Origin of the sequence: Herbidospora mongoliensis (assembly GCF_001570545.1) — a bacterium.
Taxonomy (GTDB): domain Bacteria; phylum Actinomycetota; class Actinomycetes; order Streptosporangiales; family Streptosporangiaceae; genus Herbidospora; species Herbidospora mongoliensis.
This window is the reverse complement of sequence record NZ_BBXD01000017.1, coordinates 48,473-74,703: the sequence shown is the minus strand read 5'-3', so window position 1 is coordinate 74,703 and position 26,231 is coordinate 48,473. Positions and strand designations below refer to the sequence as shown.

Here is a 26,231-nt window from a genome sequence, read left to right as displayed (position 1 = left end):
CGCGGCTACGCGCCGATGGTCGTTCATGCGCTGACTTTGGTCTTCCCGGTTGTCGCGGCAAGCGTGGACGTGCCTGCGGCCAGTACCAGGCAGGTGGCGATCACGCCCAGGATGAGCGGCCAAGGGATCACGAGGGGGACGTCCGCGCGCATGGCCGCGGCGTAGGCGCCGCGGATCCCGAACAAGGCGGGCAGTGCGACCACCGCTCCCAACCCGGCGCCGAGCAGCACCACGAGCACCGACTCGGCCGCGAGCGTGGCGCGCACCTGACGGGGCGTCGCGCCGGAGAGCCGCAGGACCTCCAGGTCGCGGACGCGTCCGGCGGCCGACATCACCATGGTGTTGACGATCGCCACGCCCGCGTAGGCAGTGGAGACCACGACCATGAGCAGGGTCGCGATCCACACCAGCCGGTCTTCTTCGGCGTCGGCCTCGGCGGCGTAGGTCGCGACGTCCACGACGCGCGCCCCCGGACCGGGTGCCGGGGCGGGGCCGACGACGTAGGCCTCGTCGGCGAGGACGGCCGGGTCGTGTCGTCTCAGCAGATCCCGGGAGATCAGCACGTCGGCGCCCGCGTCCTGGACGCTGCCGGCGACTCTCAGCCGTAACGAAGTGCCGTCCTCGAAGGACACCGGCAGCGTCGAACCCGGCCGCAGACCCCGGTCTTCCGCCAGCCAGTCGGCCACGAGGACCTGGTCGTCGCGGCGCAGCGCGTCGAGCGGACCGGTCGTCTCACCGGCGTGTGCCAGCACCTCCGGAGTGGCGCCGATCGCGCTGATGGGCTCGCCGTCCGGCTCGAACAGGCCGCTGAACAGTGACGACTCTCCGCCGGACGCGTCGGTCAGGCCGGGCGTCCCGTCAGGCACGATGACCGCGTCGGCGCGGATCGTGGTGGCGCGGACGGCGGCGAAACCGGCCGCGGTCGTCTGCACCATCCCCGTGATCAGCACCGCACAGCCCACAGTGACCAGCACCGGCGTGGCCGTGGCGGCGGTCCGGCGGACCGAGGTACGGGCGTTCTCGCGTACGAGCATCCCGATCGCGCCGCGCCCTCGTGTCAGTGGCCATGAGACAAGTCGCGCCAGCGGCGGGACCACGACGGGGGACAGTAACGCCAGGCCCGCGATCACACCCATTGCCGCGACCAGACCCGACATGACGAACGCGCCTTCGGGGTCCGCGCCCGCTGCGGCGGCCAGGCCCAGGGCGCATGAGGCCAGCCCGGTGATCCACCGCATGCGCGGCATCGGGCGGTCATCCACCTCGGCCTCACGCAGCGCCTCCAACGGGGCCACCCGCGCGGCCCGCCGGGACGCCGACCACACCGCCACCAGCGTCACGACCACCCCGGCCGCCAGCGACCCCGCGAGCGGGAGCGGTGACAGGCCGACCGCGAAGCCCTTCGGTTCGAATCCGACGTTGACCAGCAGGGCGCCCAGCACTGGAGCGAGCAGCGCACCAGCCGCCACACCTGCAGTCGTCGCGGTGACGCCGACCACGAGCGCTTCGCCGTAGACCATGAGCCGAATCTGGCGCGGCGTCGCGCCGACAGCGCGGAGCAGCCCGAACTCACGCCGCCGCTGAGCCACTCCCACGGCCAACGTGGACCCCACCACCAGAACCGTCACGAACGCCGACAGCACGGCCATGCCGGTGAGGACCTGGAGACCGATCCATCGAGTCCGCTCGTCGTCCCGCGACTCCAGGAGGCTCCGATCGTCGCCGGTGAGGACGACTGCCACCTTTCCCGATGCTTTCGGCGCCGGTTCAGTGGTGCCTCCCCCCGCATGGGCGACTGCGGCGATGTCCGACTCCGGGCTCCTGCCCAGGCCGGGCGAAGTTTCCGCCATCTTCTCGACCGTCGCGAAGTCCGAACCGGGCCCGTCGCTCAGGCGGGGGACATGCCCTGCCGCATCCGCGATCGTCGCGGGGCCGGAGCCCGGCACATTGTTCAGGCCGGAGGCCCTTGCCTTCGAGTGGCCTACGGCGGTGACGTCCGTTCCAAGGTCGCTGATCGAGTTGGAGGCGTTTCTCGGCGTGTGTCCTACTGCGGCGATGCCTATCGGTTCCTTAACCAGTTGGGAGATGCCTTCCGCTGCGTTCACGATCGCTGGGAGGTTCGCTCCCGGTTGGGTGATCAGGCCGATCGCGCGGACCCCGGCTGAGATGCGGGTCGCGTCGGTGTCGTTCAGGTAGACCCCTGGGCCGTTGACCGTGCCCGAAACGGTGTAGGTCACCGGGCCGTGCACGGTCAGCACGGAGACCTGAGCACCCGGCGAGAGACCCAACGACTGGTCCAGTACCGCTTCTCCTTCTCGGGGAGCGGTGCCCGCCGTCAGCGGGTAAGGCGCGAGCATCGCCGTGGACCAGGCGTAGCCCCGGTCGGAAGAGGAGGGTCGGCCTCCGATGAGCGGCTGGGCGTAGAACGTCCGGTCGGGGATCGCGTGCGTCACCCCGGGGATGGCGGCCAGTTGGTCAAGCAGAGCTGTGACCTGTGCGGGTGACCACGGGCGGTCGGGAGCGAAGTTGCCGTCGGCTCGATCGAGCCTCGGTACTGCGAGGACTATCGGTGCTCCGGCCAGTCGGTCGGGGACGCGTGGCCCTGAGGACACGAGTGCCAGGACGCTCATCGACACCAGTGCCATGCCGAGGAACAGCACGACGAACCCGCCGGCGAAGGTGTGCCAGCGCTCTCGGACGGTCGCGAAGCTCAACATGTTCCGGCCATTCGGGTGGCGATGGTCTCGGCCGTGAGGGCGCCGGTGAGTTCGTCGACCACGCGCCCGTCTTCCAGGTAGAGCACTCGGTCGGCGTAGGAGGCCGTCACGGGGTCGTGGGTCACCATGATCATCGTCTGTCCGTGGTCATCGACCAGGCCGCGCAGCATGCTGAGGACCTGGCGGGAGGTCTGGGTGTCGAGCTGGCCGGTGGGTTCGTCGGCGAATATCACGGCGGGTCTGGTGATCAGAGCCCGCGCGATGGCCACCCGCTGCTGCTCGCCACCTGACAACCCGCTCGGGCGATGGCGGGCGCGGTCGGCCAGCCCGACCTCCGCCAGCGCCCGGTGGATGAGGTCAGGGGCGGCCCGGCGGCCGGCCAGGCGCAGTGGGAGCGCCACGTTCTGTTCGGCGGTCAGTGCCGAGACCAGGTTGAACGCCTGGAAGACGAACCCGATGCGCTCGCGCCGCAGCACGGTCAGGCCCTGTTCGGTCAGCGAACCGAGGTCGGTGCCGTCGATGACGACCGTTCCGTCGGTCGGCCGGTCCAGGCCGGCCGCGCAGTGCAACAGTGTCGACTTGCCCAACCTCTTAGTTATGCCACTTCTTTGGGAGAAAATTGACATGTAAGCAGGTAGAGGCGCTAAAGGGAGCGGATCATGACAGTTCAGACGTTAGAGGCGACACCGGAAATCATCCGACTCAAGGTCGCCATGTCAACCGGTCAGGCCATGACCATCAATGGCGTCCCGGGCAGGTGGAACGCCGCAGGCGACAGATGGACCGCTGACAACGAGATCCGGACCAACGCGATCATCCTTGTCCGGATCAGCGACGCCGACCCCACCGACATCAACGGCGTGGCCCGCCAGGTCCAGGACACGATCAGGCACGCCAAGAAGCGACGCGCACGGCCCCGGATCATCCTGGTCGAGAACGACACCAGCGCGTTCAAACGGAAGGTGATCAAGCTCGCCAACGGGGAAAAGATCTTACGCACCGACCGGCCGCTGTTCCGTCTCGCCATCAAGCTGATGGCAACCCCGAAGTCCGGAATCCGGTTCTTCATGGCCTACGACCTTGACCGGACCGTCCGCGACCCGCGCGACCTTGAAGACCTGATTGACGTGGTTGAGCAGTCACGCCCCCGGATCATCGCCGACTCTCCCACCGGGAGTCTCAAACTCGCCAACGATAGTGACATCACCATGGCGCGCGTCATGTGCGCGTTCATGAACAAGTCCAGCCGAGACACCAGGCGACGGGTCAGCCGCGACAAGCTCATGGTTGCCGAGGAAGGCCGCAGTACCGGAGGACCCCGCCCGTTCGGCTGGGAGGTCGATCGCACGACCTACCGAGCCAGTGAGGCCCACGTGATCGACTGGGCTGCCCACGCCGCCCTGGGGCCGGTGACCCTGAGTGAGATTGTGCGGGAAGCCAAGCGACAGGGCGTCAAGACCGCGACGGGCAAGGACTTCACCACCCAGACCATGAAGGCGATGATCCTGCGCCCCCGTAACGCCGGTCTGATCACCTTCCGTACCCGTATCCCGGCGGCCGAGGAGCCCGCCCGGTTTGACGATGCCGGATACGACGACGAGGAGTTCGACCAGTCCGTGCCCGTGGACGCTGAGGAGCAGGAGGATGACGAGGAAGAGGCCCCGGGCAAGTGGCCCACCCCTGATGACGTCGTGGGCAAGTACCCGTTCGATCCGATCATCGAGCCGGAGGACTACTGGGCTTTGATGGCCAAGCTGACCGACCCCGACAGGCGAACCAACTTCGTCGGCAACCAGCCGTCGCGGCTGGGCTCCAACATCTACGACTGTCCCTGTGGCGCTCAGATGCGCGCCGACACCAGGCGAGACAAGCGGCTCGACCACGCCACCGGGGAGAAGACCCGGATCGTGGAATATCCGGTCTACCGGTGCCTGATCAGCGGCAAGGGCCATGTGGCTTGTCTCGCCGACGAGACTGACGCACTCGTGGCCCAGACCATCAAAGAGATCATCCGCATCTCCGACCCCGCCGAGTTGCTCCCCGTCCAGGACACCCACGTGGACGTTGCGGCCCTGCATGCGGAGTTGGCCCGCCACCGTGCCCGCCTGCTGGAGATCGCCGACGAGCGCGAAGCCGACCTGATCACCAAAGAACAGATGCGCGAGATGACCAGGAAGCGCCAGGAGAAGATCACCACAGTCCAGGCCCAGCTAGACAAGGTGCGCGACGACTCCCACCCAATCACCAAGCTGATCGGCGCAGCCGACATCGATGAGGCGTGGGAAGGTCTCTTCCTGGGAGAACAACGCGCCGTACTCCGCCGCCTGCTGATCGTCACTCTCCTGCCCGTGGGCAGGGGCCGACGTCTGCCCGTGCGCGACCGGATCGACATCCGCCGCAAGCCAGCCGCCTAACGGTCAACCGGCCTCACCGACGACGGACCGCCGAGTTCCGGAAGATCAACGCCAGATACTCGCGATCTTCCTGACCTAACGGCCCCAACGCAGCCGCCCGTTGCCGAGCCCAGTCAAGATCTTCCTGCGAAAGGTGACCGACAGGCCCACTCTCCGCCGATCGACAGCCCTGCCCGCCGACGCCAGATCCCCGCCGCGACCCCACCGACGAGGCCCCAGGCCCCCCAGCAAGATCAACATTCGGGAGGGTTCCCTGGTCGGCCTCGCCGCCTCCCGCCCGCCCACCCTCCGCCCTGCTGTGGCTGGTCGCCGCCGACAACCACTCCTCCATACCTGGCAAAGGCAAGACTTCAGGCACAGGCGTAGCGGCCCCTTCGGGACTCTTTGCCGAACGACGGCGACGTTTCCCCGCACCCAACCGCGCCGACGCGCTCCCCACCCGGTTGCCCATCAAGCCTCAACGCCCGGTGACTGACTCACCGCAGGCCCCCACATCGGTGGACCGCCCGTATCGGGAACCCCCTCCGCAGGCCCTTCCCGAGCTGCCCGCGCCGCCTGCCGAGCCGCCACCAACCGCAACAGCCGCACCGCCACCGGCTCCAACGCCGGATCAGACGCGCTGAGGCGACGCCACACATACCGGCCCGGCTCCCGCGCCTCCTGCTCAGGGTCCAACCCGGCAGCCGCCAGCGCCCACGCCCGCCGATCCGCCTTATGACCGGCCAGCGTCTTACCCGACCACTTGCGCGACACCAGCACGCGACGACCGCCGTAGCCCATCCGGTCCGGACTGTGCGCCTTCTTACGACACCACCCCGCCCGCAACCCATCCTTCGCCTTGCGAGGCTGCACTCCATACCGCAACCAGTTCGCGCACTCCGGGCTACACGGCTCCCACCGCAGCGCCTCAGCCAACCGCGCCACATGCGCCGCCCGAGCCGAACCCCCATCGTCGGCCTTCAGGACCGCGTCCCATGACAGCGACTTGGTCAGGTACTTCGTGAGATACCGGACCCGCTGATCAGCGTCCGAGGAACCGGCTAACACGCCCTGCATGTCCATCTGCGCGCCGAACCGCGCCACGTGCAACGGTTCCACCAGCCCGCCGCCATCCGCGCCGTCCGCCGAGGCGCGATCGTCCAGGGCGTCTAACGCCTCATCCCAGGACGGCAGCACTTCACCCGTGCCCGGATGCACGTAGCCGTGACCCTCCGACCACACCGGTTCGGCGTCGCCCTCACCGAACACGACCTCATCCACCGCAGGCCACCACACCTGGTGATAGGTGGCCTCCACCACCTGACGCAGGATCGAGCGGGGCAACGTCCCCCGAATCGCCATGTGCAGGTGTGGAGTCAGCCGCCGTTGGGGCTCCACCGCCGCGAAGTACTGGACATCCCACCCGGCCACCCGGCGGAGGTTCTGCACGAACCGGTCGACAAGCTTGGAGAAGTGCAACGCATCCCGCGCCGCCGACCGGTAATCGTAGGTCGCCGGATTGACCGGCACGCCGTTCAACACCCGACCGTAAGAGGGCAGCGTGAGGGTCAGGAACATGCTCGGACGGAAACCCTTGCCGTCCCGGCCCTCATAGACCCGCCCCAGCGTCCCCGGCACCGGCACCCGACGAGGCAGATTCACCGCATCATCCCGCCGCCGCGTCGACCGCGAACGCCGCTCCGCCACCTCCGCCGACACCGAGCCGTCGCCCACGTCCTCCTGATCGGCCGAGTCTGCCGTCGTCCGGCTCACCGGCTCCAACGCGCCTATCTCGGTATCCAGCTCCGCTAGAGCCAGGTCGAAATCGGTGGTGTCCTCACCGGCCGCCGCAGCGTCATCCCGCCAGCCTTGAGCCTGCTCCCGAAGGTCGTGCAGGTACGTCCGGTACTCACCCCGCGTGTACTCCACCAGGGGCTCGGACTCCATGTGCCAGCCTTCACGGCACTGGGCCTGCCGAACCTGCCGTGCCCGCTTCGCACACGGCGGACACCAGCTTTCCCGCCACGACCCGCACGGCAGGTCAATGGTGTCCACCTCGCCTGTTTCGACGTCTTGGCGACGCATCGGGATAGGCCGGATACACACCCCGGCATTGATGGCGATCTGTTCGGCAACCTCACGGGACACCAGCCCCGCCGCCTTCACCACGGCAGCCGTCCCCGCCACCTCCGCAGGAGTGCTGACCAGGTCCGATGTGCCGCCGCCGACGCCGGCTGACTCCCTACCGGTCGCCCTACGGGTGCCCACGGCATCCGCCGGCCTCAGCTCACCGGACGCCCCAACGTTGCCCGCCGCACCGCCCGAGGTCACCATGAGCGACCCCCGAACCAGTCGCACATCTGCTGAATGTCGGCGTCAGAGACATAACCAGCGCGCACCCGCACCGGATCAGGGCTGTTCTCCAACCGCACGTACGCCTCACCGGCCCCGACCGACGGGTCATCGGGATCACGGGGAATCTGATCGGCCACCGCGCCCCGATCCCGCGCACCGTCACCGAGCACCATGTCGACCTGACCCGGCTCATCCAGCCGCAAAGCCACCTTGTCGGGGAACAGGTTGCGGATATTCAGGACCTCTTTTCGCGGGTCCTGGAGCGCGGCCACCACCGCGATACCGACCGCACGGCCCTGTGTGGTGAGCGTGGCCAGCGCCGCCGAGATCCGCAGACGTAACGCCTTGTCCGGCTGGTAAGCGGTCAGGAACGCGATCTCATCCACCAGGACCAGAACGAACGGGTCCTCCATGGTCGGGATGTGGTTACGACGCACCCCCGCATACCGCCGCGCCCGCTCCTGCATCAACGCCACGGCCTGTTCAAGCAGCTCCGCGCACTGCTCAGGCGTCCCCGCGTATTGGTCGAACAACTCACGTCCGAACGACAGCTCCATGAGCTTCGGGTCCAGGCCCCACGCCTGCGCGATACCCGCCGCGCACGCCGGGAGCAATCCCCGCACGATGCCCCACAACCACGACCCCTTGCCCGAACCGGTCGCGCCCGCGATCAACACGTGAGTTCCGTGGACCTGGAGACGGAACGACGCCCCGTCCTCAGCAAGCCCGATCTCCACCGGCCCCACCCACGGCCGGACCGGAATCGGCATCGCCGGAATCACCCCCGCCAGGACATCGGCGCGCGGGAAGATCAGCGTCACCCAGCCCGGTTTGGGGGAGGTGATCCGCACCCGGGGAGCGCCGAAACCGTTCGACAGGTTCGGCGCGTGATCGGTGAACTGCTCCACCGCCTGACCGGCCAGCATCCGCACCCGCACCGTGTCACAGCGCGCGTCGCACCGCACGCGCACCAGATCGGGGAGATACAGCCGACCGCCGAAGTTGCCCGACAGCCCGGCCATGACCATGACCGACTGCCACTTACGCCGGTACACCCACACCCAGCGCCACCACGCCACCAGCGGCCAGCCGACCCACCGGCCGAAGGCGTGCGGATAGGCCCAGGCCACCAGGGCAGCGATCGCCGAAAGATCGGCCGCCATGAACGCGACCAGTTGCCACGCGCCGAACGACCACAGCCAGCCCGTGACGACCGGCACCGCACACGCCACCGGGTGACGCCACAGCAGCCGGACCGAACCGGCCAGCAGCCGCCACAACCAGACGACGACCGTGACGATTGCCGGAGTACGAACAACGGTCGGAGCGAACACAACCGTGGTGTCCGGACGGGTAGAGACGACGCCGACGATTTCCTGACCAGGGAGTTTGCGCAGAATCATGAGAGACCTCCTCTCAAGACCAGAGGACCCCGCACCCCACACCGCAGCCCGCGCCCAGCAGCGAGGACCGCTCACACCGCAGTGCCGACACCCAAGGGCCAACCGGGTTTGGCCAACCGGCAGACCCCAGGCGTCGATTCGGGGGAAACAGGGCAATACGCAGGCCCCAGCGGCACGCCGAGCCGTACACGGGAGGGTTCCAAGCTCCACAGCGCACGGCCCGGCATGCCAGGGCATAGCCCCACCGCGCACGGCGGTGACGGGCTCAGGCGTGTTGAATGATTGGCGGCTATCGCGCCGCAGCAGGCACCGGATCTACCGGCCCTGAATCAGACCCTCAGGTCGCTGCGAGCAGGATCATCCCCTGCTGGCCTCTTGCGTGCGGGCGACCGCCAAAGGGCGGAACCCGCGAGCCCGGAAGCTGTAGGCCATCCGGTTGTTGGCCGAGTTAACGTACGGCGTGACCGTGAGGTCAACGAACTCGACCGGGACGAACGGCAAGCCGAGACTTGCCATCGCGGGCGGCACCGGAGGCATCTCCGGAGCGACCGCCGCGACGATCTTCACGCTGACCGTCTTGTCCGCCGCGCGGACATCCGGACTCACGTTGGTCACCGCGACCGACCACACCGGCTCACCGGTCGTCTTGTCGCGCTGCTGGACGGGACGGTCCTTTGTACTCGCGTCAAAGTCGAGTACGGGGGTGACCTCTCCGGAGAGAAAGGCCCCATGGGGAAACACGAACTGGTGGTGCACGGGGATCGGGCCCCTAATCAAGCGGCATCAGCCTCCTCGATAGCTGGTCCCCGCCCGAGCCGTACCACCTGTTCTCGACAAGTGATCTGGCTCAGCGGGCTTGTGACCAGTAAACGGCCCGAGAAGGGCAACCGATCCCGCCATAACCGGAAGGCATCAATCAGGCATTCCCAAATCAGGAATCCGCTGTTACTATCCCGCCCACGCCGAACGGCCCCGCATGCAAACCGCGCACGGAGGCGAGCTGAACAGCGCATATGACGCATATGACATTGGTGATCAACCCTCCTCTTCCGTCTCTCGCAGTTCCATCTCTGACAGGGACCAACAGTTCTGACCGGTCACGCGACCCCGTCCGGCAATGACACGGAACAAGGCGACGCGCTCCAATGACATCGTGCATCGAACAACGCAACGCCGCCAGACTTCGCACACTCATTACAACCAGACAGCATCAAAGCCGGGCCCGGCAATCGCGCATCGGCCTAACCATGGCCAAACCAATGTCCGGAAGACCTGCAACCTGCACCAACGCTCACGGCTGACGCCGGCAGACTCCCTTTGGTCGCCCCTGCGGGGTGCCTACGGCATCAACCGGCCTCAGCCCACCCACGAACACAACCCGCGAAATCGCATTCAACGCTTAGCAATCAGCATTCCGTAGCGTTAAACCATGGCCACCCCCCGCCACCCGCGCGTCACCCGCCGATACCGCCACCTCCCGCAGCGGCCACCGGCCCCCGCTCACGTACCAATACCACCGCCCGCCGCAGCGGCCCGACCGCGCGCCGCCTCATGGCTGGGCCGACTCCTCCGCCGCCACCCACCCGTCAACCGGCCCACCCCCGCCGAACTCGCGGACCTCAGCATCAAAGAACGCCAAGAACTCTGGGACGCACACCGCCAACGCCCCTTTCAAGCCATCAGCTCACTCATCACTTCCGTAGCCGTCATCCTGGGAATCCTGTTCACCGCCCGCACCCTGGACTACACCGCAGGCACTCTCGACTACACCGCCCGCGCACTCGGCACCACCCAGGAAGGCCAGATCACCGACCGCTACACCAAAGCCGCCGAACAACTCGCCAACCAAGCCGTAGACGTCCGCCTCGCAGCCATCTACGCACTCCAACGCCTCGCCAACGACTCCCCACGCGACCGCCCCACCATCAAAAACGTCCTAGCCGCATTCGTACGAAACCACGACCTCTGCACCCCCACACCCGCACCCCCGCAATGCGCCCGGTCAAGGAAAACCTCCAGCATCGGGTTCATTCGCCTGCCGACCGACGTGTACACCGCCCTCATCATCGCCCCCACCCTTACCAACCAACCCCCGGCGACCAACGACATCAACACCCGAACCGACCGCGCCGACTTCTCCAGAATCCGATTCCCTTACGTGGACCTGAGCGACGCGGCCCTGCGCGGCGCGAACCTGCGCGGCGCGGACCTGTTCGACGCGGTCCTGAGCAGCACGGACCTGGTCGGCGCGGACCTGCGCCGCGCAAACCTGTTCAGCGCGAACCTGAGCAACGCGAACCTGAGCAACACGAACCTGAGCAACGCGGAACTGTTCGTCGCGGACCTGAGCGGCGCGGACCTGAGCAGCGCGGACCTGAGCGGCGCGAGCCTGCTCAACGCGGATCTGAGCGGCGCGAACCTGCGCAACGCGGACCTGGTCGGCGCGGACCTGAGCGGTACGAACCTGGTCGGCGCCGACCTGACCGGCGCGGACCTGAGCGGCGCTTACCTGATCGGAGTGCAAGGCATGTCACCGGAAGAGATACGCGCAGTAGCCAAAACCGACGTGAACACCACTTTCAAGAAGATCTAACTCCACATCACGCGACATCAGACCTCAACCTGACAGATCCCCTGACCACGAGGCTGAGCCCGCCATTGCATTGCCGAATTGTTCTTATAGATGTCAAGCGGCGGCGCGCCGCGCCGCCGTACCTGGCCCTCTACCGTCCGCCGCCCGGGCTGCGGCCTGGAGGCCGGTCCCGTACGGCAGCGGCCCGGGCCGTCCACCGACCCGCGCACCCGCTGTGACCGAACGAACGCGCCGTAGGTCGGCCCGCCGCCTTCCCTGCCGTAGCCCGTGCACCCGCTATCTGATTTTCCGGGATAGGAACGGCATGATCCGCTGTTGTCTATCTTCGTCAAGGCGTGCGGGAAGATACGTTATCTCCTGGATTGGTGGCGGGAAATCTCCATCGCGGGCATCTGGCGGAGGCGATGTTGTTCCGAAGATCAGGCTATCGGAAGTGGTCCTCGCATGGCGGCCCAGTATTGAGCATGATCCATTCTCCGAAATATCCATTTAGTACCCAGCAAAAATGGATTCTGACTGATCTCGATGCGGGCGCCAAGGGTAGCGCGACCTGCATAAAGAGCGATGACCAACCGTGTGGATCTTCGTCCTCTTAGAGCACCCCTCTTGCCAGAAGTGCATTGCGATAGCAGTCTTCTAGCAGGGATGACCAAGAGCGAGGACGAGGGTTGTGGCTGACTTCACCCGCGATTTCCGCAAACTGGCGCGACTTCTACTGATAAGGGCCCTGGAGCGTGCGACAGAAAATCAGAAGCTCGTCGCCCTTCTTCTAGTGGAGCGTTCCGTCGCACTGCAATGGCTACGCGATCTTCACGATCTTGCAACATCATCAAACCCAGACCATTGGAAGCCGGTCATTGTCGCAGATTCCTTGAGTTATGAAAACTCGACTGACGCCTATCTTGCTGCGGAAGCGTGCATATTAGGATCGTTCGCTGCAGGTAGCCAAGAAGAAAAGAGGTTGTGGGCTAAGGATTTAGACTCGTTCGTCTCTGCCTACGGAAACGATTACTCTGGCCTGGAAAGCCTGACATTATCGATATTTGCATGGATGGCCGGTGCAGCAGACGAAGAAGGGCTCGTTCACATGAATGCGGCATTGGAGACAATCCTTGCCCGCGAAACGCATGACGCTGGGCTGCCAAGTGTTCGCCTGATAGCAGAGCTAAATACCGAGCCTCTATCGGCTAGCCTCGCCTTTATTTCCTCTGCGACATTGAATACTAACGCAGAAGCACTCCGACAGGAGTTATCGGCCGGGAACTTCGGTTCTGCTTCCATGGCCCTGCGATCAATGAATGACGATCCGGCAGCTATCGGCATGTCGCAATTTGCTCGTGATTCATATTGTGCAGTAACAGCAGTTGTGGTCGGAACATGTGCTGGATTGGCTGCGAGTACAGTAATGACCCCCGTAGGTGGTGGTATCGTGGGGGCAATAATCGGCACTCAGTATGGAGTAGCATGCGTCGAAATGATCCAAACCGACGAGGACCGCGCCGCAAAACACGAACGCATTGAATCAGCTAAGAGCGATTTAGCTCAATGGAATACGTATGTCGAGCTCACGACAAACGAAAAGGAACGGGCATACACCGCGCATCAGCAGGCTCAAGCTAACGACGTAGAGGCTACATACAACGCAAACAATCCCCCATCCGACGCAACTGAAGCAGAAAAGGAAGCCTTGAAAGCGGTTGCTGCTGATGCACAGGAGAAAGAACGCGAGGCGGCGGCAGCATTAGAGAGAGCAGAGGAAAACGAGAGAGAAGCTAAGGAAGGTGCTGCAAAAGCGGCAGCTAATGTCGAGAAGGAGAAGGCAACACCAGCAGGCCAGCCCCTTCCCACTGATGAGACTACCCGATCTAGCGTTCCACCCGCACAATTGGCCGCCATTTGGCAGGCGATCGGAGCGATTCGGCGTCAGCAAACCATATTGCCGTCACCGGAAGGTAGCGGTGTTGGCTTGTCCAGAAGCACGCTTCCGGCACTCGGCCCTCTAATTTACCCGCAGTTTGACGCGGAATTTCAAGGAGGCGGGGGAGTGCGAGGACGACCGTCGGCAATAGACCCGTCTCCGGATGCAGTCGCCGTTGTCATCTCTCCAATCGTGCGGCAAGAAGTACTGATACCGTCGACAGTAGTCGCAGCTCGCCTGACAGGGGATCTTGCTACCCAAGAGCTTGCGGCAGATGGAAAAGCCGTTATCCGCATCACAGGGGCATCCTGAGAAGCGAGGACCAAAAAAGGAAATGTCTTTCCGTGGACCGGAACAGGAGGGCGCTATTTGCGGTCGGGTGTGGAGCTCGATTAAGAACAGCAATGACGAGGGTTGGGATCACCTGTGCGCTAGTCGCATAGAATGCTTCGCGGACGATGGACCGAAAGGCCCGGGTCAGGAGCATGACTACCCAATCGACAGACCGAATCGACGCAGACGATCCGCTTCCTCCTGTCGTTCCAATCTCACGAGGACATCGGCTAGCAGGTAGGCGATGGCTGAGTTACCGACCTCGATTTGGAAACGCAATTCGTCTTCCCGAGCTTCATAAGCCAGCAGGTACGTCAACTGGGAAGCAGCACTCCAGTCTCCTGCGTCGGCTCGGGCGCGGAGTTCGTCTTCCCGGCCCTGGGCGATCAGCAGGTCTGTCATCCGTTTGCTGGCATAGAGGCTTCCTGCGTCGGCGCGGGCGCGGAGTTCGTCTTCCCGGCCCTGGGCGATCAGCAGGTCTGCTAGCCGGAAATCGGCGTTCCAGTCTCCCGTGTTGGCCCGGGCGCGGACTTCATCTTCTCGGCCCTGGGCGATCAATAAGTCAATCAGATAGGAAGCGGCCCTCACGTCTCCCGCGTCGGCAAGGGTGCGGAGTTCATCTTCTCGGCCTTGGGCGATCAGCAAGTCAGTCAGGCGATAGTTAGCCGTCCTTTCGCCGGCGTCGAACCGGGCGCGGAGTTCGTCTTCCCGACCCTGGGCAATCAGCAGGTCTATCAGTTGGGAGGCGGCCTGGTCGTCACCGTTATCAGCTCGGGTGCGCAGTTCGTCTTCATGGCCCCGGGCAAGCAACAGCTCTATCAGCCGGGAAGTAGCCCGGCTGTCCCCCGTGTCAGCTCGGGCGCGGAGTTCGTCTTCCCAGCCTCGGGCAACCAATAGGTCTGACAAGCGGATGTTGGCCTGAGGGTCGCCGGCATCGGCTCGGGCACGGAGTTCATCTTCCCGGCCTTGAGCAATCAGAAGGTCTGCTAACTGAATGGCCGCAAATCCGTCGCCGTTGTCAGCTCGGGTGCGGAGTTCTCCATCTCTGCCCTGCAAGGTCAATAGCTGAGCTAACCGAATGGCAGCATCCCAATCATCGGTGTCGGCTTGGGCGCGGAGTTCATCTTCCCGGCCGTGCAAGGCCAGCAAGTCCGCCAGCCGGGAAGCCGCCTTTTCGTCGCCCGCGTCGGCTCGGGCGCGGAGTTCATCTTCCCGGCCCTGCAAGGCCAGCAAGGAGACCAGTCGGGCATTAGCCGGGGTGTCGCCAGCGTCGGCTCGGGCGCGGAGCTCGTCTTCCCGGCCCTGCAAGGCCAGCAAGTCCGCCAGCCGGGAAGCCGCCTGTTCGTCGCCCGCGTCGGCTCGGGCGCGGAGTTCGTCTCTCCTCCCCTGAGCCGCAAGTAGCCCTACCAGCCGATTGATGGCCGGCTCGTCTCCGGCGTCGGCTCGGGCCCGGAGTTCGTCTTCCCGGCCCCGAGCAATTAGAAGATCTGCCAAGCGAGAGGCGGCAGGCCGGTTGCCGGTGTCAGCCCGGGCTCGGAGGTCGTCTTCCCTCCGCGGGTCAACCAGCAAATCCATCAGCCGCATGGTGGCATGCAGGTTGCCTGCATCGCACTGATCGCGGAGTTCATCTTCTCTGCCTAGCAAGGCTAATTGCTCAGCTAGCCGTAAGGCGGCGTGCCAGTCCCCAGCGTCCGCCCGGGCGCGGAGTTCATCTTTCCGCCCCTGCAGGGCCAGCAAACCCGCCAGCCGGGAAGCGGCTGGCTCGTCGTCGTTATCGGCTCGGGCGCGAAGCTCGTCTTCCCGGCCCTGCAGGGCCAGCAAATCCGCCAGCCGGGAAGCGGCTGGCTCGTCGTCGTTATCGGCTCGGGCGCGAAGCTCGTCTTCCCGGCCCTGCAGGGCCAGCAAATCCGCCAGCCGGGAAGCGGCTGGTTCGTCGTCGTTATCGGCTCGGGCGCGAAGCTCGTCTTCCCGGCCCTGGACTATCAGCACGTCTATTAGCCGGGAAGTGGCATGGTAATCGCCGTTATCGGCTCGGGCGCGGAGCTCGTCTTCCCAACCCTGGGCTGTGAGTAGACCCGCCAGCCAGAAAGCGGCTTGCTCGTCTCCGTTATCGGCTCGGGCCCGGAGGTCTTTCAGATGATCAGGAGCGACGAGTAGGTCGTCGAGCCAATGGGACGCATTCGGATGTCCACAATCGACTGCTTTGCGGTACAACGCTTCGGTGTGGCTGTATAGCAGACGCCGTCGAGCGCTGTGTCCTGTGCGGATCTGATCTTCAGGATCAACTAGATGCTGTGTGAGTGCCGTCCAGAGGGAATTGGGCACCTTTACCGCGCGGCGTTGGTGACCGGCGTGCTGCTGGAGGTAATCGGCCACCGAGTATCCCGATGGCTTACCCATCTCACCAGGAGCAGCAATGGGGGCAAGTGCGGCAGTTGCTCCGTGTAAGGTCTGCGTGGCGTAGGCCAAGCCAGCCTCGAACCAATTGTCCGGGGCGGTGGCGCGCTGGCGCGAGTCGCAGTAGCCGGGTGCGGCTGCACGCAAGAGATCGGCGCTGAGCGGTGCACGCGCACCCAAGCGGGTGGCATCGATGGCCGCATTTAAGATCGCTGCCGCGTAGGGGTCAGACCCGTGCCAGCGGTCGATCAGCTGAGGCGCGGCGGCGATGACTTGGGTTAGGCCATAGTCGGTCGATCTCAGAGCCAGGGCGATCCGTGGGTCGTGATGGGCGGCATGACGTGCGCGCTGGCGCTCACCAGCGGTCAATTGGGCTTTGAGGTGTGCAACATGGGCCAGGCTGAGTAATTCACGCTCGCCGGCATATGGGTCGTCGCGATTAGTGACGGGCGGAGCGGTATAAGCGGTGTAGCGCTCGGGCCAGATTGTGGCCACCACGACTGTTCCACCGTGAAGCAACGTGCGGATCGTGCTTGCGCTCAAACCGGTAGAGCCACCCAAATAGCGCTGCAGCTCGTCTAGCCACACCACCAGTCGCTCCGGAGCAGTCGCAGCTACCTGACGTACCTGCTCGGCATCGGCTGGTTGTAATAACCACCATTGCGGCACCAAGGCGTTGAGCGCCTCAAAGGCGCAACGGGTTTTGCCTACCGAGGAACCACCCACCAACACCACCATGCCCCCGCGTTGGGTGGCCTCATGGATTAACGCTCGAACCCCGCGCGAGTCGGTGTCAGTGTCACGCTCCACGTAGACCGGTAAGGGGCCATTAGCACCTGGGGCATCGATGGCGGCGTGTACCCCGAGCCGGCGCGGATCGGCCCGCTCCATTCGCACCAGTCCCGCTAACGCGGACGTCGCTGTCAGGGCACGGTTCCGTGCGGTCCGCCATGGCTCCTTGTGTTCCTCGGGAATGCAGCAAGCTTTGAGGAACAGCTCCAACGTCTCGGTCGAGGGGCGGACCTTGTTGTTAAGCAGGTCGCTGATTGTGCTGGAAGCCAGTCGCTCCGGCCGTACCGCCTTGCTGAGATCGGCATACGAGCGGTTGCCCCTCAGTGCATCCAACGCCGCAGCCAGTTCTGCCGGAGTGTGCACTTGTGCTGGCTCAACACCTGCAGAGCGCTGCTGATCCATTGGAGGCTGAGAGGGCGTCACCGCTGCTCCTTTTCACGGGATCGCCCGCTGTGAGGAATATCGGTTCCCGCTTGCTGGCGAAGTGCTGTCCGGTTGTGGCGGCGAAGAGCGGCGGACACTGCTGAAGGCACCGCTTGACGTTCACCGTTTGTGCTGTCAGCTTGCCTCGCCAACACGTGCGCGCGCAGTGATTCGTCCGGCTTCTTCCGGACCCGCTGCCGGAGACCGCCACCTTCCAGTGCAGTGACATCAGCACCACATGGTGCCGACCACCTCCTAATCTCACCAGCACTGGAGCCGATCATGCACCACCTGACTATCTGGATCCCACTGGCCATCAGCGTTCTGAACCTGGCCACAGCCTTTTTCGGTTGGGCCACCGCCCGTATCCGCCGATCCAGCCAGATCTGCAACCGTCCCGAAATTGGCGAGCAAGCGACGTTCGAACGCGCCTGCGCTAAAACCGCTAAACCTCTGTGCGGGAGCCAGACCAACACTGATCCTGACGTGCGTCACACGGTACGAGACAAGATCGCACCGTAATCTTCCAAACTGGTGCCGTCTGACCGGCACCACTCTCACGATCGCCTGACTGTGGTTGAGCGCCATCCGTGGTTGGGGGCGATCGGGGGTCAGCGGCTTCGTTCCTCAGCCCCAGCTCATCGGGTACGAGACTCAGCCCAGCTCAAGCCACTGGTTCCCCTGCTCAAGCAGATAGGCGAACGGTTCAAGTCCCCCCACCGACACATCCACTACTGGCCCACACCCTTGCAGCGACAGCAACGCAAAGTGATTGTCCGATCACTTAAGGTGGGGGATGGCGTACGGGACGATCCGGTCTGTACGGGACCGCCGGAGGTTGCCGAACACTTCCGCCCTCCCGGTCGGACTCGTCACGGCTTAGACAGCACCGCCGACACCGGCTCAAGGGGCGAGTTCGCCAGCAGCTCTATCCCATGCTCCGACAGCAGCTCTAACGCAGCCCGCCGACCACCGGAGCTCAACCCGTACAGACGCCGACGTGGACCCGACCGGTTCGGCGAATCCCACTCACTGATCAGCCACCCTTTCTCCACCAGCCGATGCAAGATCACATAGAGGTTCCTTCTCCGCACCCCGCAAGCACTAGCAAGCGCGTACCCATACACCGCCGCAGGATCCGACACCATCACCCGCAGCACACGCAGCGTCGAAGGCGACACGTGCTGAAAGGCCTTCACGTCCACAACTACCTCCTAGATCAACATGCGGCCCGTGTCAGCGCCGGCCGAACTCGCTTTGCGCTCGCCCTACGGGTGACCTGCGGTCATTCCGCCGGCCCAGCCACTCCGACCGCACGCAGGCCGTAGCGCCATAGCCAGATACACAGCGCCCACATCGGAGCCTAAGTTCGTCGGCACGCGACCGACTTGCCCGCCCCGGCAAGAACCCGCCACGGCAAGAAGGGGTGCGGCGGTGGGGAGAGGTAGGCGAGACCTCATCGGGAAGACGCCCCACCGCCGCACGATCACAGGGAGACCGGCCTTTCACCGGCCTCCGGATTCATCCCGTCTCGAACTGCCGAACACGCACGCCCAGACGCGCCGTCATGCCGCCGAACCGACCGGCGACGGGGAACCACGGAAGCGCTACTTCTTCCACTCCGCTGCCTCCTCTTCCTTCAAGCGCGCGGCCAGGTCCTCCAAGGTGTTGCCGCACCGGACATTGGACAGCCCCCGATCCAACGCCTCTTGCCGAATGAGCTGACGACGCACCGCCGTCCACCCCTCCGTGCCGCTGCCGGTGATGTCCCACCGCCGTCCGTACTTCTCCGCCAGTTCCGAGAGCTTCACGCACCACCGCCTGTCGCGACGGGAGAGCCGACGACTCATCCCGTGATCTGCCCAGAACGAAGGCGGGGTGAGGAGCACGCCGGACGCGTTACAACCCACCCCGCCCCCTTGCCACCGGAACCGCACCGTCCACGTGTGCGGGGGACACACGTCAATGGCTCGCTCACCCCCTCGGGTCACCACCAGTACCCGGGGAGAAGCCCACCGGCCCGGCAGCCGTCTCAGCCCACCCCGGCCCTCAGTCCTCACCGCCATACATCTGGTCACGGATGGCGTCGACCTCTTCCCGGAACCGATCCCACTCCGGCGACCAGCACAGCGCCGTCAACGACGTCGGCCCATAACCCGGGACCAGTTCCGCCGCCTCGTACCTGTCCGAAGCCACGGCAGTCGGGCCATGAGTCGCCCCCACGAGATACAGCCCACTCCGGACGCTGTACCTGACCCATGCACCCAACCGCCCGTCCGACAACCGGCCGATTTCGATCAGACCCGGCCCGCCGTAGTACACGCGATAGATCCCGCGCTCATCCAGCAAAACCGCCAGGTCCTCAATCCCTGCCTCCGCCGCTTCAACGGCCTTCCGCTCCCACGCCACCTCGACGTGATCCAGCAGGCGAAACGCCGCCTCCCGCAGATCCCACGACCGGCGACGCAGCCCGGTAAGCGCTCTACTCAGCGACATCGGTAACCCCGTGTTCCGCCGAGCCGGCCAGAAGCCCCGAGACACCAGAGCCCCCCGCGATCCTGGCCGCCGCCTGTCTGGCACCCATCACCGGCAGCACGCGCGAGGCATCCGAACCCGATCCCATCAGGAACTGGACCATGTACGCCCCGCTACGCGGCCCCATGTAGACCCGAGCCACCTCCCGCCGATCCCGGGTGAGAACCAGCAGGCCCGGAGTCGCGGCCCGCGCGGCAGCCGCCTCACACAAGTCCGGGATGAAAACCGTGGAGAGGCCCCCCGCGTCGAGCAGCTGTTCCAGCGCCCGCAAGTCCGCCGCATCATCCGGCCCGCCTGCGACCGTGATCTCTCCCGGCTCGCTCACAACACCGTCCCGACGACCGCGTAAACGACCTTCCCGCCCGAGACCGGCCACCGGAAACCCCAGTCCGACGACACCGCGCCGACCAGCAGCAGCCCCCGCCCGCCCTCATCATCGGTGGTGGCGTCGACCATCCGAGGAGGCACCCGGCTGCAATCCCAGACCTCGATCACAAAGGCCCGGCCGAACTGATACACCCCCACCGCAACGGTTCCCGGCCCGTTGTCCGCCTCCCGAGTCGCCGCAATCGCGTTGGCGATCAGCTCGGAAGTCACCAGTTGGGCGGCGTCCACCAGGTCATCACGTCCCACCGCGAGGACCGCCCTCCGCACGTACGCCCGAGCGGACTTCGACGAAAGAGCGTGCGCCATCAGGCACTCGTAATGACGCTCCAAAGATCTGCCCCGACGCTGCGCGCCGCCACCGGAACCTCTGCCTGTGTCCGAAAACTCTCTGCGTAAGGGCACCGGCGAGAGATCATCTCGCCGAACCCCATTCATAGCCCTATCGTGTGCCATGGATCAGGATCACCCTCCTGGTCAAGGACCCGTCACGGTGTTGTGCAAGGCACCGGGGCGGGTCCGCTTCGTTCCGCGACCTTCCGGCCACGTCGTGTTCCTTCGGGATTCTGACCCCACCTGGCCGTTACGCCCTAGCGCGATATTCAGATTGTGAATAATCTGAGGTCATGGAGGCGCGGACACTCTCAGAGGCTTTACGCCGAACGATGGTCGACCGCTCGTGGACTCAGAACGAGTTGGCCCACCAACTGGGTACATCTCAGGTGTGGGTATCACGAGTGATCCGGGGAGCCACGGACCCCGGCATCGGCAAGGCAGCCCCGCTGCTAGCCCGCATTGGTCTCGAAGTCCGGATAGTCACACAACGAGACGAGGGAGATGAAGTGAAGCGCAGGGAGTTCTTGACCGCCGCTGCTTCCGTCATGTTCATACCTTCGCCAACTACAACTCCGTATCACGACCCCAACTATTTGCGCGCTTTATCTGTATCGCTCGCAAACAATAGGTATGCGATTGGCGGAAACCCGCTGGTGCCGCAGGCATTGGCGCAAGTCGCGAAAATCAGAGAAGTTATCGGAAAATCGCAGAGCCCGACCCTTCTGGGTGCCGCATCCGAGTTAATGGCACAAGCCACACTTATTCTCTACGATGCAAACAGCATTGCGCAGGCCGAACGCGTAGGAGTGCTTGCGCTGCGATATGCGACGCAAGCGGCCGATCACTCAGCACAGGCTCGTGCATTCGATATCTTGAGCCGAGTCCAGCTCTACAAGGGGGACTACGCCAGAGGGATCGAGTACGCCCAGCGCGGCCTAGCGATTCCCGAGCTTTCCCCAGATCAGACCGCACAGATCTACATGAGGCTAGGCAGAGCTTTAGCCGCCACACCTGGTCAGTCGCAGCAATCCCGAGAGGCGCTTGAGCAAGCACTGAATACCGAAGGCTTAACGGCCTTCTCTTCGGCTGCCATTCTGGGCGATGTGGGGATTGGGCTTGGCCAGCTAGCTGATTACACCAACGCTAACTCGCTACTCGATGAAGCTGCCACACAGATAGCCTCACGGTCGCCGCTATTTCAGGCGCAATACATCGGCCGGCAGGTCCTTACGGCAATCGCAAGCTCCGATGCCGCATTTGCGGCCGACCGCATGAATGCACTCGCGATGATACTTCCATTCGTGTCATCAGGCCGAATGAACGCACGCGTATCTCGGATAATTAAGAAAACACATCATTGGGCGAACGACCCCGAGGTCGGCCCTGCGCGTGAACAGTTAGAAGCTCAACCCGGGTCGCACTAGCAAGAACAAAGACAGGCAGGAGTAGTCGACACGGGCGAAAGGCCTTTCGGTTTTTCGACCGTTGCTGATTTTTATCAACCGTGCCCGGTTGGATCTCACCGCGTCAGCGACCATCGTTCCGCTTCGCTCCACATCCCAACCGGTCTCCCTGCCCCGCTGCCCAAGTATCCGGGGGCGCGGACGCGACCCTCAAGGGCTGCCGTGCACGACGCGCAGTCAGCGCGAGTGGAAGAGAGCGCGCCAAGGTCACGCGAGGCAGCCCTTGACCGCCGCCGCCGCGCACAGGCCCCGGACCCTGGCAGCTATCCGGGAGCCGGGAGAGGAGCGGCCAGGCCGCCACGCGAAGGCCCGCGCCAACGCTCGCCCTCAAAGGACAAAGAGCACGTCAAGGCAGGTCCCCGCGTGCTCAGCTAATAAGATCACCGGTTAAGAGAAGTGGCACAATTCAGTAACAGACTTTCCCGAGCCGGACGGGCCCATGATCGCCGTCAGGGTGCCCGCGTCGAAGGTGGCCGTCACTCCGTCGAGCGCCGTCACCGTGCCATAGGTGCGGCGTACCGCTTCTAATCGAACCCTCATGGCGTCCAGCGAACTCGACCGGCCCATGTCGGCGCATTGGTGCTGTGGCGAGAAGCGACAGTAGTCCTGGCACTACCGTGCCCGTCCGGCTCGATCGGTTACGGTCGGGGCGTGCTGACCCGAACCGCTACGGCGGCGATGACGCGTCGGCCATTGGCGTTCCTCTGCTCGTCATGGCCGTGGCGCTCGCTCGTCTATCTGTTGGGCAGCGCGGTCTACGCTGTGGCCGCGTGCCTGCTGATCTACACGGGCTACGTCTATGGCGCCTGGGTGGCGTCCGCCACCGCCTTGCTCGTCCTTGTCGTGCTGGCGTTACCGTCGGCGGCGTTCGAGCGGTGGCGGTTACGGCTGGTGGATCGTATGCCTACGGATAACCCGCATGTGAAACCGCCGAAGAAAGGGCTGAGAGCCTGGCTCAGCACCCGTGCGCGGGAGCAGGCGACCTGGCGGGACCTCGGGTTCACGGTTGTCGGGCTTTCGGTGCTGTGCTGGATGGATCTGGGGCTGGTCTCCTCCGCGTTCTGGTTGCCGGTGCTGCTGATGTCGGGGCCGTTCCAGCCGGGCATGCACTGGGCCGACGGCCTGCCGCTGGCCGCGGGCGGAGTGCTGCTGGTGCCGATCTCCGCTTACATGCTGACGGCCTGGGCGGGCACCCGGGCCATGATCACGCGGGCGGTGCTCGCGCCTGGCGACGCGGAAATCATCCGCTCCCGGGCCCGGCTGGTCGACGCGTTCGAGGCCGAACGCCGCCGCATCGAGCGTGACCTCCACGATGGCGCCCAGCAGCGGCTGGTCTCCCTCAGCATGAAGCTCGGCCTGGCCCGTCTCGACCTGCCGCCCGGTTCGCCTGCCGAGACGCAGCTGGCCGAGGCCCATGAGGAGGCCAAACGCGCGCTGGCCGAGCTACGGGAACTCATTCGCGGCATCCACCCCCAGGTGCTCACCGATCGGGGGCTCGGCGCGGCCGTGGAGGATGTGGCGGGGCGGTCGCCGATCCCCGTCGACGTCGACGTCTCGCTCCCCGGCCGATTACCGCCCCCGGTCGAGGTCGCCGCCTACTACATCGTCTCCGAGGCGATGACGAACATCGTGAAGCACAGCGAGGCCCGGCACGGCTTCATCTACGGCCGTCTCCACGACGACACCCTGGTGCTGGAGGTCCGCGACGACGGAGTGGGCGGAGCCGACCCGGCGGCCGGATCAGGGCTGGCCGGCCTGGCCGACCGCGTCGCCGTCACCGACGGCGTGATGACCCTGTCGAGCCCGCCCGGCGGCCCGACCTCGTTGCGTGTGGAGATCCCGTGCCCGGTCGCCGTCTAGCCCAGACGAAGGCGAGCGGACAGGTCCGCGAAGACCTCACGGCCCTCGTGGAGATCGCTTGCCGGATCTCGGGACTGCCCCGGTGGAGATCGTGTGGTTTCATCTCCTGACTGATCCGGCGGAGATCACCTTTTCCGTCTCCGGTTGCCCTGGTGAAGTCTCGTGGTCTGCCTTCCGATGAACACCATGGAGGTTTCGTGTCCCGTGTCCGGGTAGAGCTGGTGAAGATTTCGTGCCTCGTCTCCGGATAGCTCTGGCCGAAGACGGCGTGCTGCTGCGCGAAGGGATCGCCGGGCTCCTCGAGCGGTTCGGCCATGACGTCGTCGCCTCGGTCGGTGACGGCGACGCGCTGATCACCGCCGCGACCGAACACGAACCCGACATCGTCGTGGCCGACGCCCGCATGCCGCCCGGCTTCACCGACGAAGGTCTGCGGGCCGCGCTCATCCTGCGCGCCACCCGCCCTCAACTGGCTGTTCTGGTGCTCAGTCAATACGTCGAACAGACCTACGCCGCCGAACTGCTCGACTCCGGCGGCGGTGTGGGCATCGGCTACCTGCTGAAAGACCGCATCGGCGACGTGCGCGAGTTCGTCGATGCGGTCGAACGCGTCGCCGCCGGGCACACGGTCGTCGACCCCGAAGTGGTGCGGCAACTACTCAGCCGCCGCCGCGAACCCCTTTCCCGGTTGACCCCGCGCGAACGCGAGGTACTGGGTCTGGTCGCCGAAGGCCGCTCCAACGCCGCGATCGCCCGCGCTCTGGTGGTCACCGACGCGGCGATCGCCAAACACATCGCCGGCATCCTGACCAAGCTCGACCTGCCCCCGGCCGAAGACGACCACCGCCGTGTGCTGGCCGTGCTCGCCTATCTCAGAGGACGTTGATTCGACGGCGCCTGCATCGAAGCCGCCCGAGCGGGAGCTGCTTGCTCGGGCGGCACCCGAGCGGGAGGCGCCCATTCGGATGGCGCCCGGTAGGTGCTGATTCGAGGGCGCCTGCCTCGGAGGCGCCCGAGTGGCGAGTGCCCGAGTGGCGAGTGCCCGAGTGGCGAGTGCCCGAGTGGCGAGTGCCCGAGTGGCGAGTGCCCGAGTGGCGAGTGCCCGAGTGGCGAGTGCCCGAGTGGCGAGTGCCCGAGTGGCGAGTGCCCGAGTGGCGAGTGCCCGAGTGGCGAGTGCCCGAGTGGCGAGTGGTTCGGTAGGTGCTTGAGGGTACCTACTTCGGAAGTGCTCGTTAGAGCGGTGGAGGCTCGCAAGCGGAAAGTCCCCAAGTGTTAGGCGCCCGTTCGGAAGGCGCCTGGTCGGAGGGCCCTTGGTATTCGCTGACTCGGGAGTTTTGATTCAGAAGGTCTCCGAAATGGGAGGCCCCGCAGGAAGCACTTACTCGGTGGCGCCTGCTCGGAAGGCGTGGTCCTAGGGTGCCTACTCAGAAGCGCCGCTCACCAGGGCTCCTGCTTGGGCGGCAGGGCTCCTGTTGGGCGGTGCTCATTCGGTAGGTGCCACTCAGAAGGCGTTAGTGAGGGCGGCAGACAACGCCCGGATCACGTCGTCTTCGCTCGCTACCTCCTCAAGGGGCGCGTATTCGGTCAGGGCCGCGCCGACCACGCCGTCCAATCCGGCTACCAGCTCCGCCAGCCGGTCTGGGTGCACCCCGCCGGGCTCCGGGTAGCACGTCGCATCGAACGCCTCGGGATCCAGCACGTCGAGGTCGATATGGACGTAAACCGGCCCGGTCAAGCCTGCGAAGGCGTGGTGGAGGTCCGCGACCCCATACCGGCGGATTCCGCGTTCCTTGAGGTATTCGTGCTCCGAATCGGCGCCTGCCCGCTCCCCGGCGATGATCACCTGATCCGGAGAAAGTGGCCGTGCCGGCACCAGGCCCGCCGGGCCGTCACCCAGCAGCGCCCGGACGACCATCCCGTGGAAGGCCCCCGACGGAAGCGTCGACGGACTGTACACATCCGGGTGCGCGTCGATCCACAACACCGTGAGTGCGTCGCCGTAGCGGTCGTGGGCGGCGGCGATCGACGGGATGTCGACCGCGCAGTCGCCGCCGATGGTGAGCACCCGATCGTCGATCCCCGCGAGCGCCTCGGAAGTCCGGCGCTGGATCTCGATGAGGGCGTCCCTGGCCCGGATTCCGCCGAGCTTCGGGGAGGTGTCGGGCACCGGCACCGTGACCACCGCGTCGGCCGTGACCAGTGCCGCCGCTCGCCGTGCGCCCTCCGCCAGCCGGGGTGCCCGCTCGGACGCCGAACCCTGCCACTGCGGCACGCACAGAACCGTGGTCATTCAGCCATTCCTACCCGAAAGTCGATCCACTCGGCGACC

At 65.4% G+C, this 26,231-nt stretch carries 20 protein-coding genes; 7 read left to right on the top strand and 13 right to left on the bottom strand.

What is annotated here, in order from left to right; genetic code table 11:
• Positions 1–23 precede the first annotated feature (23 nt).
• Positions 24–2,717, bottom strand: a complete 2,694-nt coding sequence (locus AW272_RS24915; RefSeq protein WP_083958643.1) for an FtsX-like permease family protein — start codon at positions 2,715–2,717, stop codon at positions 24–26.
• Complete coding sequence (locus AW272_RS24910; RefSeq protein WP_245657713.1) at positions 2,711–3,304, bottom strand: ABC transporter ATP-binding protein; 594 nt, start codon at positions 3,302–3,304, stop codon at positions 2,711–2,713. Before AW272_RS24910 ends, AW272_RS24915 begins: the two co-directional genes overlap by 7 nt.
• Before the next feature lie 72 nt (positions 3,305–3,376).
• On the opposite strand from AW272_RS24910, the gene AW272_RS24905 reads away from it, so the two are divergent.
• Entirely contained in the window at positions 3,377–5,131 is a 1,755-nt protein-coding gene (locus AW272_RS24905; protein WP_083958642.1) for a recombinase family protein, read from the top strand.
• 450 nt (positions 5,132–5,581) lie between these two features.
• Here AW272_RS24905 and AW272_RS24900 read toward each other — a convergent pair whose 3' ends face one another.
• From AW272_RS24900 to AW272_RS24890, 3 genes are all read right to left on the bottom strand, one after another.
• Positions 5,582–7,279, bottom strand: a complete 1,698-nt coding sequence (locus AW272_RS24900; protein WP_174551855.1) for a replication initiator — start codon at positions 7,277–7,279, stop codon at positions 5,582–5,584.
• A 158-nt stretch (positions 7,280–7,437) separates the two neighbouring features.
• Entirely contained in the window at positions 7,438–8,868 is a 1,431-nt protein-coding gene (locus AW272_RS24895; RefSeq protein ID WP_245657712.1) for an FtsK/SpoIIIE domain-containing protein, read from the bottom strand.
• Between the two features lie 357 nt (positions 8,869–9,225).
• Positions 9,226–9,645: a hypothetical protein gene (locus AW272_RS24890; RefSeq protein ID WP_066369758.1), complete on the bottom strand. Its 420-nt coding sequence runs from the start codon at positions 9,643–9,645 to the stop codon at positions 9,226–9,228.
• Positions 9,646–10,297: 652 nt separating this feature from the next.
• Between AW272_RS24890 and AW272_RS40965 the strand changes: the two genes are divergently transcribed.
• Together AW272_RS40965 and AW272_RS42350 are read left to right on the top strand one after the other, a co-directional pair.
• Complete coding sequence (locus AW272_RS40965) at positions 10,298–11,461, top strand: pentapeptide repeat-containing protein (protein WP_083958641.1); 1,164 nt, start codon at positions 10,298–10,300, stop codon at positions 11,459–11,461.
• Positions 11,462–12,131: 670 nt separating this feature from the next.
• Positions 12,132–13,691 carry a hypothetical protein gene (locus AW272_RS42350; protein ID WP_157518762.1) on the top strand — a complete coding sequence of 520 codons (1,560 nt, stop codon included), beginning with the start codon at positions 12,132–12,134 and terminating at the stop codon, positions 13,689–13,691.
• Positions 13,692–13,868: 177 nt separating this feature from the next.
• Here the strand turns inward: AW272_RS42350 and AW272_RS42345 are convergent, their stop codons facing one another.
• Positions 13,869–17,303 carry a hypothetical protein gene (locus AW272_RS42345; protein WP_157518761.1) on the bottom strand — a complete coding sequence of 1,145 codons (3,435 nt, stop codon included), beginning with the start codon at positions 17,301–17,303 and terminating at the stop codon, positions 13,869–13,871.
• Between the two features lie 303 nt (positions 17,304–17,606).
• Here AW272_RS42345 and AW272_RS42340 point away from each other — a divergent pair, with 303 nt between their 5' ends.
• Entirely contained in the window at positions 17,607–17,846 is a 240-nt protein-coding gene (locus tag AW272_RS42340) for a hypothetical protein (protein ID WP_157518760.1), read from the top strand.
• A gap of 350 nt (positions 17,847–18,196) precedes the next feature.
• Here AW272_RS42340 and AW272_RS24865 read toward each other — a convergent pair whose 3' ends face one another.
• The 5 genes from AW272_RS24865 to AW272_RS24845 all read right to left on the bottom strand — a co-directional run bounded on the left by AW272_RS24865 (position 18,197) and on the right by AW272_RS24845 (position 20,552).
• A complete protein-coding gene (locus AW272_RS24865) occupies positions 18,197–18,529 on the bottom strand; it encodes a PadR family transcriptional regulator (protein WP_066369745.1) in 333 nt (110 codons plus the stop codon).
• 402 nt (positions 18,530–18,931) lie between these two features.
• Positions 18,932–19,135, bottom strand: coding sequence for a hypothetical protein (locus AW272_RS24860; protein ID WP_066369743.1), 204 nt, complete (start codon positions 19,133–19,135; stop codon positions 18,932–18,934).
• A gap of 238 nt (positions 19,136–19,373) precedes the next feature.
• Positions 19,374–19,820, bottom strand: coding sequence for a hypothetical protein (locus AW272_RS24855; RefSeq protein WP_066369741.1), 447 nt, complete (start codon positions 19,818–19,820; stop codon positions 19,374–19,376).
• Entirely contained in the window at positions 19,807–20,184 is a 378-nt protein-coding gene (locus tag AW272_RS24850) for a hypothetical protein (protein ID WP_066369738.1), read from the bottom strand. Before AW272_RS24850 ends, AW272_RS24855 begins: the two co-directional genes overlap by 14 nt.
• On the bottom strand, positions 20,181–20,552 hold the full coding sequence (locus tag AW272_RS24845; RefSeq protein ID WP_066369736.1) for an ATP-binding protein: 372 nt from the start codon (positions 20,550–20,552) through the stop codon (positions 20,181–20,183). The genes AW272_RS24850 and AW272_RS24845 overlap by 4 nt, the downstream gene beginning before the upstream one ends.
• A gap of 533 nt (positions 20,553–21,085) precedes the next feature.
• On the opposite strand from AW272_RS24845, the gene AW272_RS42335 reads away from it, so the two are divergent.
• Positions 21,086–22,003, top strand: coding sequence for a tetratricopeptide repeat protein (locus tag AW272_RS42335; protein ID WP_157518759.1), 918 nt, complete (start codon positions 21,086–21,088; stop codon positions 22,001–22,003).
• A 426-nt stretch (positions 22,004–22,429) separates the two neighbouring features.
• Here AW272_RS42335 and AW272_RS40960 read toward each other — a convergent pair whose 3' ends face one another.
• Positions 22,430–22,582, bottom strand: coding sequence for a hypothetical protein (locus AW272_RS40960; protein ID WP_169807616.1), 153 nt, complete (start codon positions 22,580–22,582; stop codon positions 22,430–22,432).
• 111 nt (positions 22,583–22,693) lie between these two features.
• On the opposite strand from AW272_RS40960, the gene AW272_RS24840 reads away from it, so the two are divergent.
• Positions 22,694–23,902: a sensor histidine kinase gene (locus AW272_RS24840; protein WP_157518758.1), complete on the top strand. Its 1,209-nt coding sequence runs from the start codon at positions 22,694–22,696 to the stop codon at positions 23,900–23,902.
• Positions 23,903–24,134: 232 nt separating this feature from the next.
• The gene (locus tag AW272_RS24835) at positions 24,135–24,788 is read left to right on the top strand and encodes a response regulator (protein WP_066369731.1); all 654 of its coding nucleotides are present in this window, start codon (positions 24,135–24,137) and stop codon (positions 24,786–24,788) included.
• A 615-nt stretch (positions 24,789–25,403) separates the two neighbouring features.
• On the opposite strand, the gene AW272_RS24830 is transcribed toward AW272_RS24835, so the two are convergent.
• Complete coding sequence (locus tag AW272_RS24830) at positions 25,404–26,192, bottom strand: arginase family protein (protein WP_066369726.1); 789 nt, start codon at positions 26,190–26,192, stop codon at positions 25,404–25,406.
• Positions 26,193–26,231 lie beyond the last annotated feature (39 nt).

Coding starts and splice junctions, on each gene's coding strand:
- AW272_RS24915 (WP_083958643.1), bottom strand. CDS start 2,717: ATGTTGAGCTTCGCGACCGTCCGAGAGCGCTGGCACACCTTCGCCGGC.
- AW272_RS24905 (WP_083958642.1), top strand. CDS start 3,377: ATGACAGTTCAGACGTTAGAGGCGACACCGGAAATCATCCGACTCAAG.
- AW272_RS24895 (WP_245657712.1), bottom strand. CDS start 8,868: ATGATTCTGCGCAAACTCCCTGGTCAGGAAATCGTCGGCGTCGTCTCT.
- AW272_RS40965 (WP_083958641.1), top strand. CDS start 10,298: ATGGCCACCCCCCGCCACCCGCGCGTCACCCGCCGATACCGCCACCTC.
- AW272_RS42345 (WP_157518761.1), bottom strand. CDS start 17,303: ATGGATCAGCAGCGCTCTGCAGGTGTTGAGCCAGCACAAGTGCACACT.
- AW272_RS42340 (WP_157518760.1), top strand. CDS start 17,607: ATGCACCACCTGACTATCTGGATCCCACTGGCCATCAGCGTTCTGAAC.
- AW272_RS24855 (WP_066369741.1), bottom strand. CDS start 19,820: ATGTCGCTGAGTAGAGCGCTTACCGGGCTGCGTCGCCGGTCGTGGGAT.
- AW272_RS24845 (WP_066369736.1), bottom strand. CDS start 20,552: ATGGCGCACGCTCTTTCGTCGAAGTCCGCTCGGGCGTACGTGCGGAGG.
- AW272_RS40960 (WP_169807616.1), bottom strand. CDS start 22,582: ATGAGGGTTCGATTAGAAGCGGTACGCCGCACCTATGGCACGGTGACG.
- AW272_RS24830 (WP_066369726.1), bottom strand. CDS start 26,192: ATGACCACGGTTCTGTGCGTGCCGCAGTGGCAGGGTTCGGCGTCCGAG.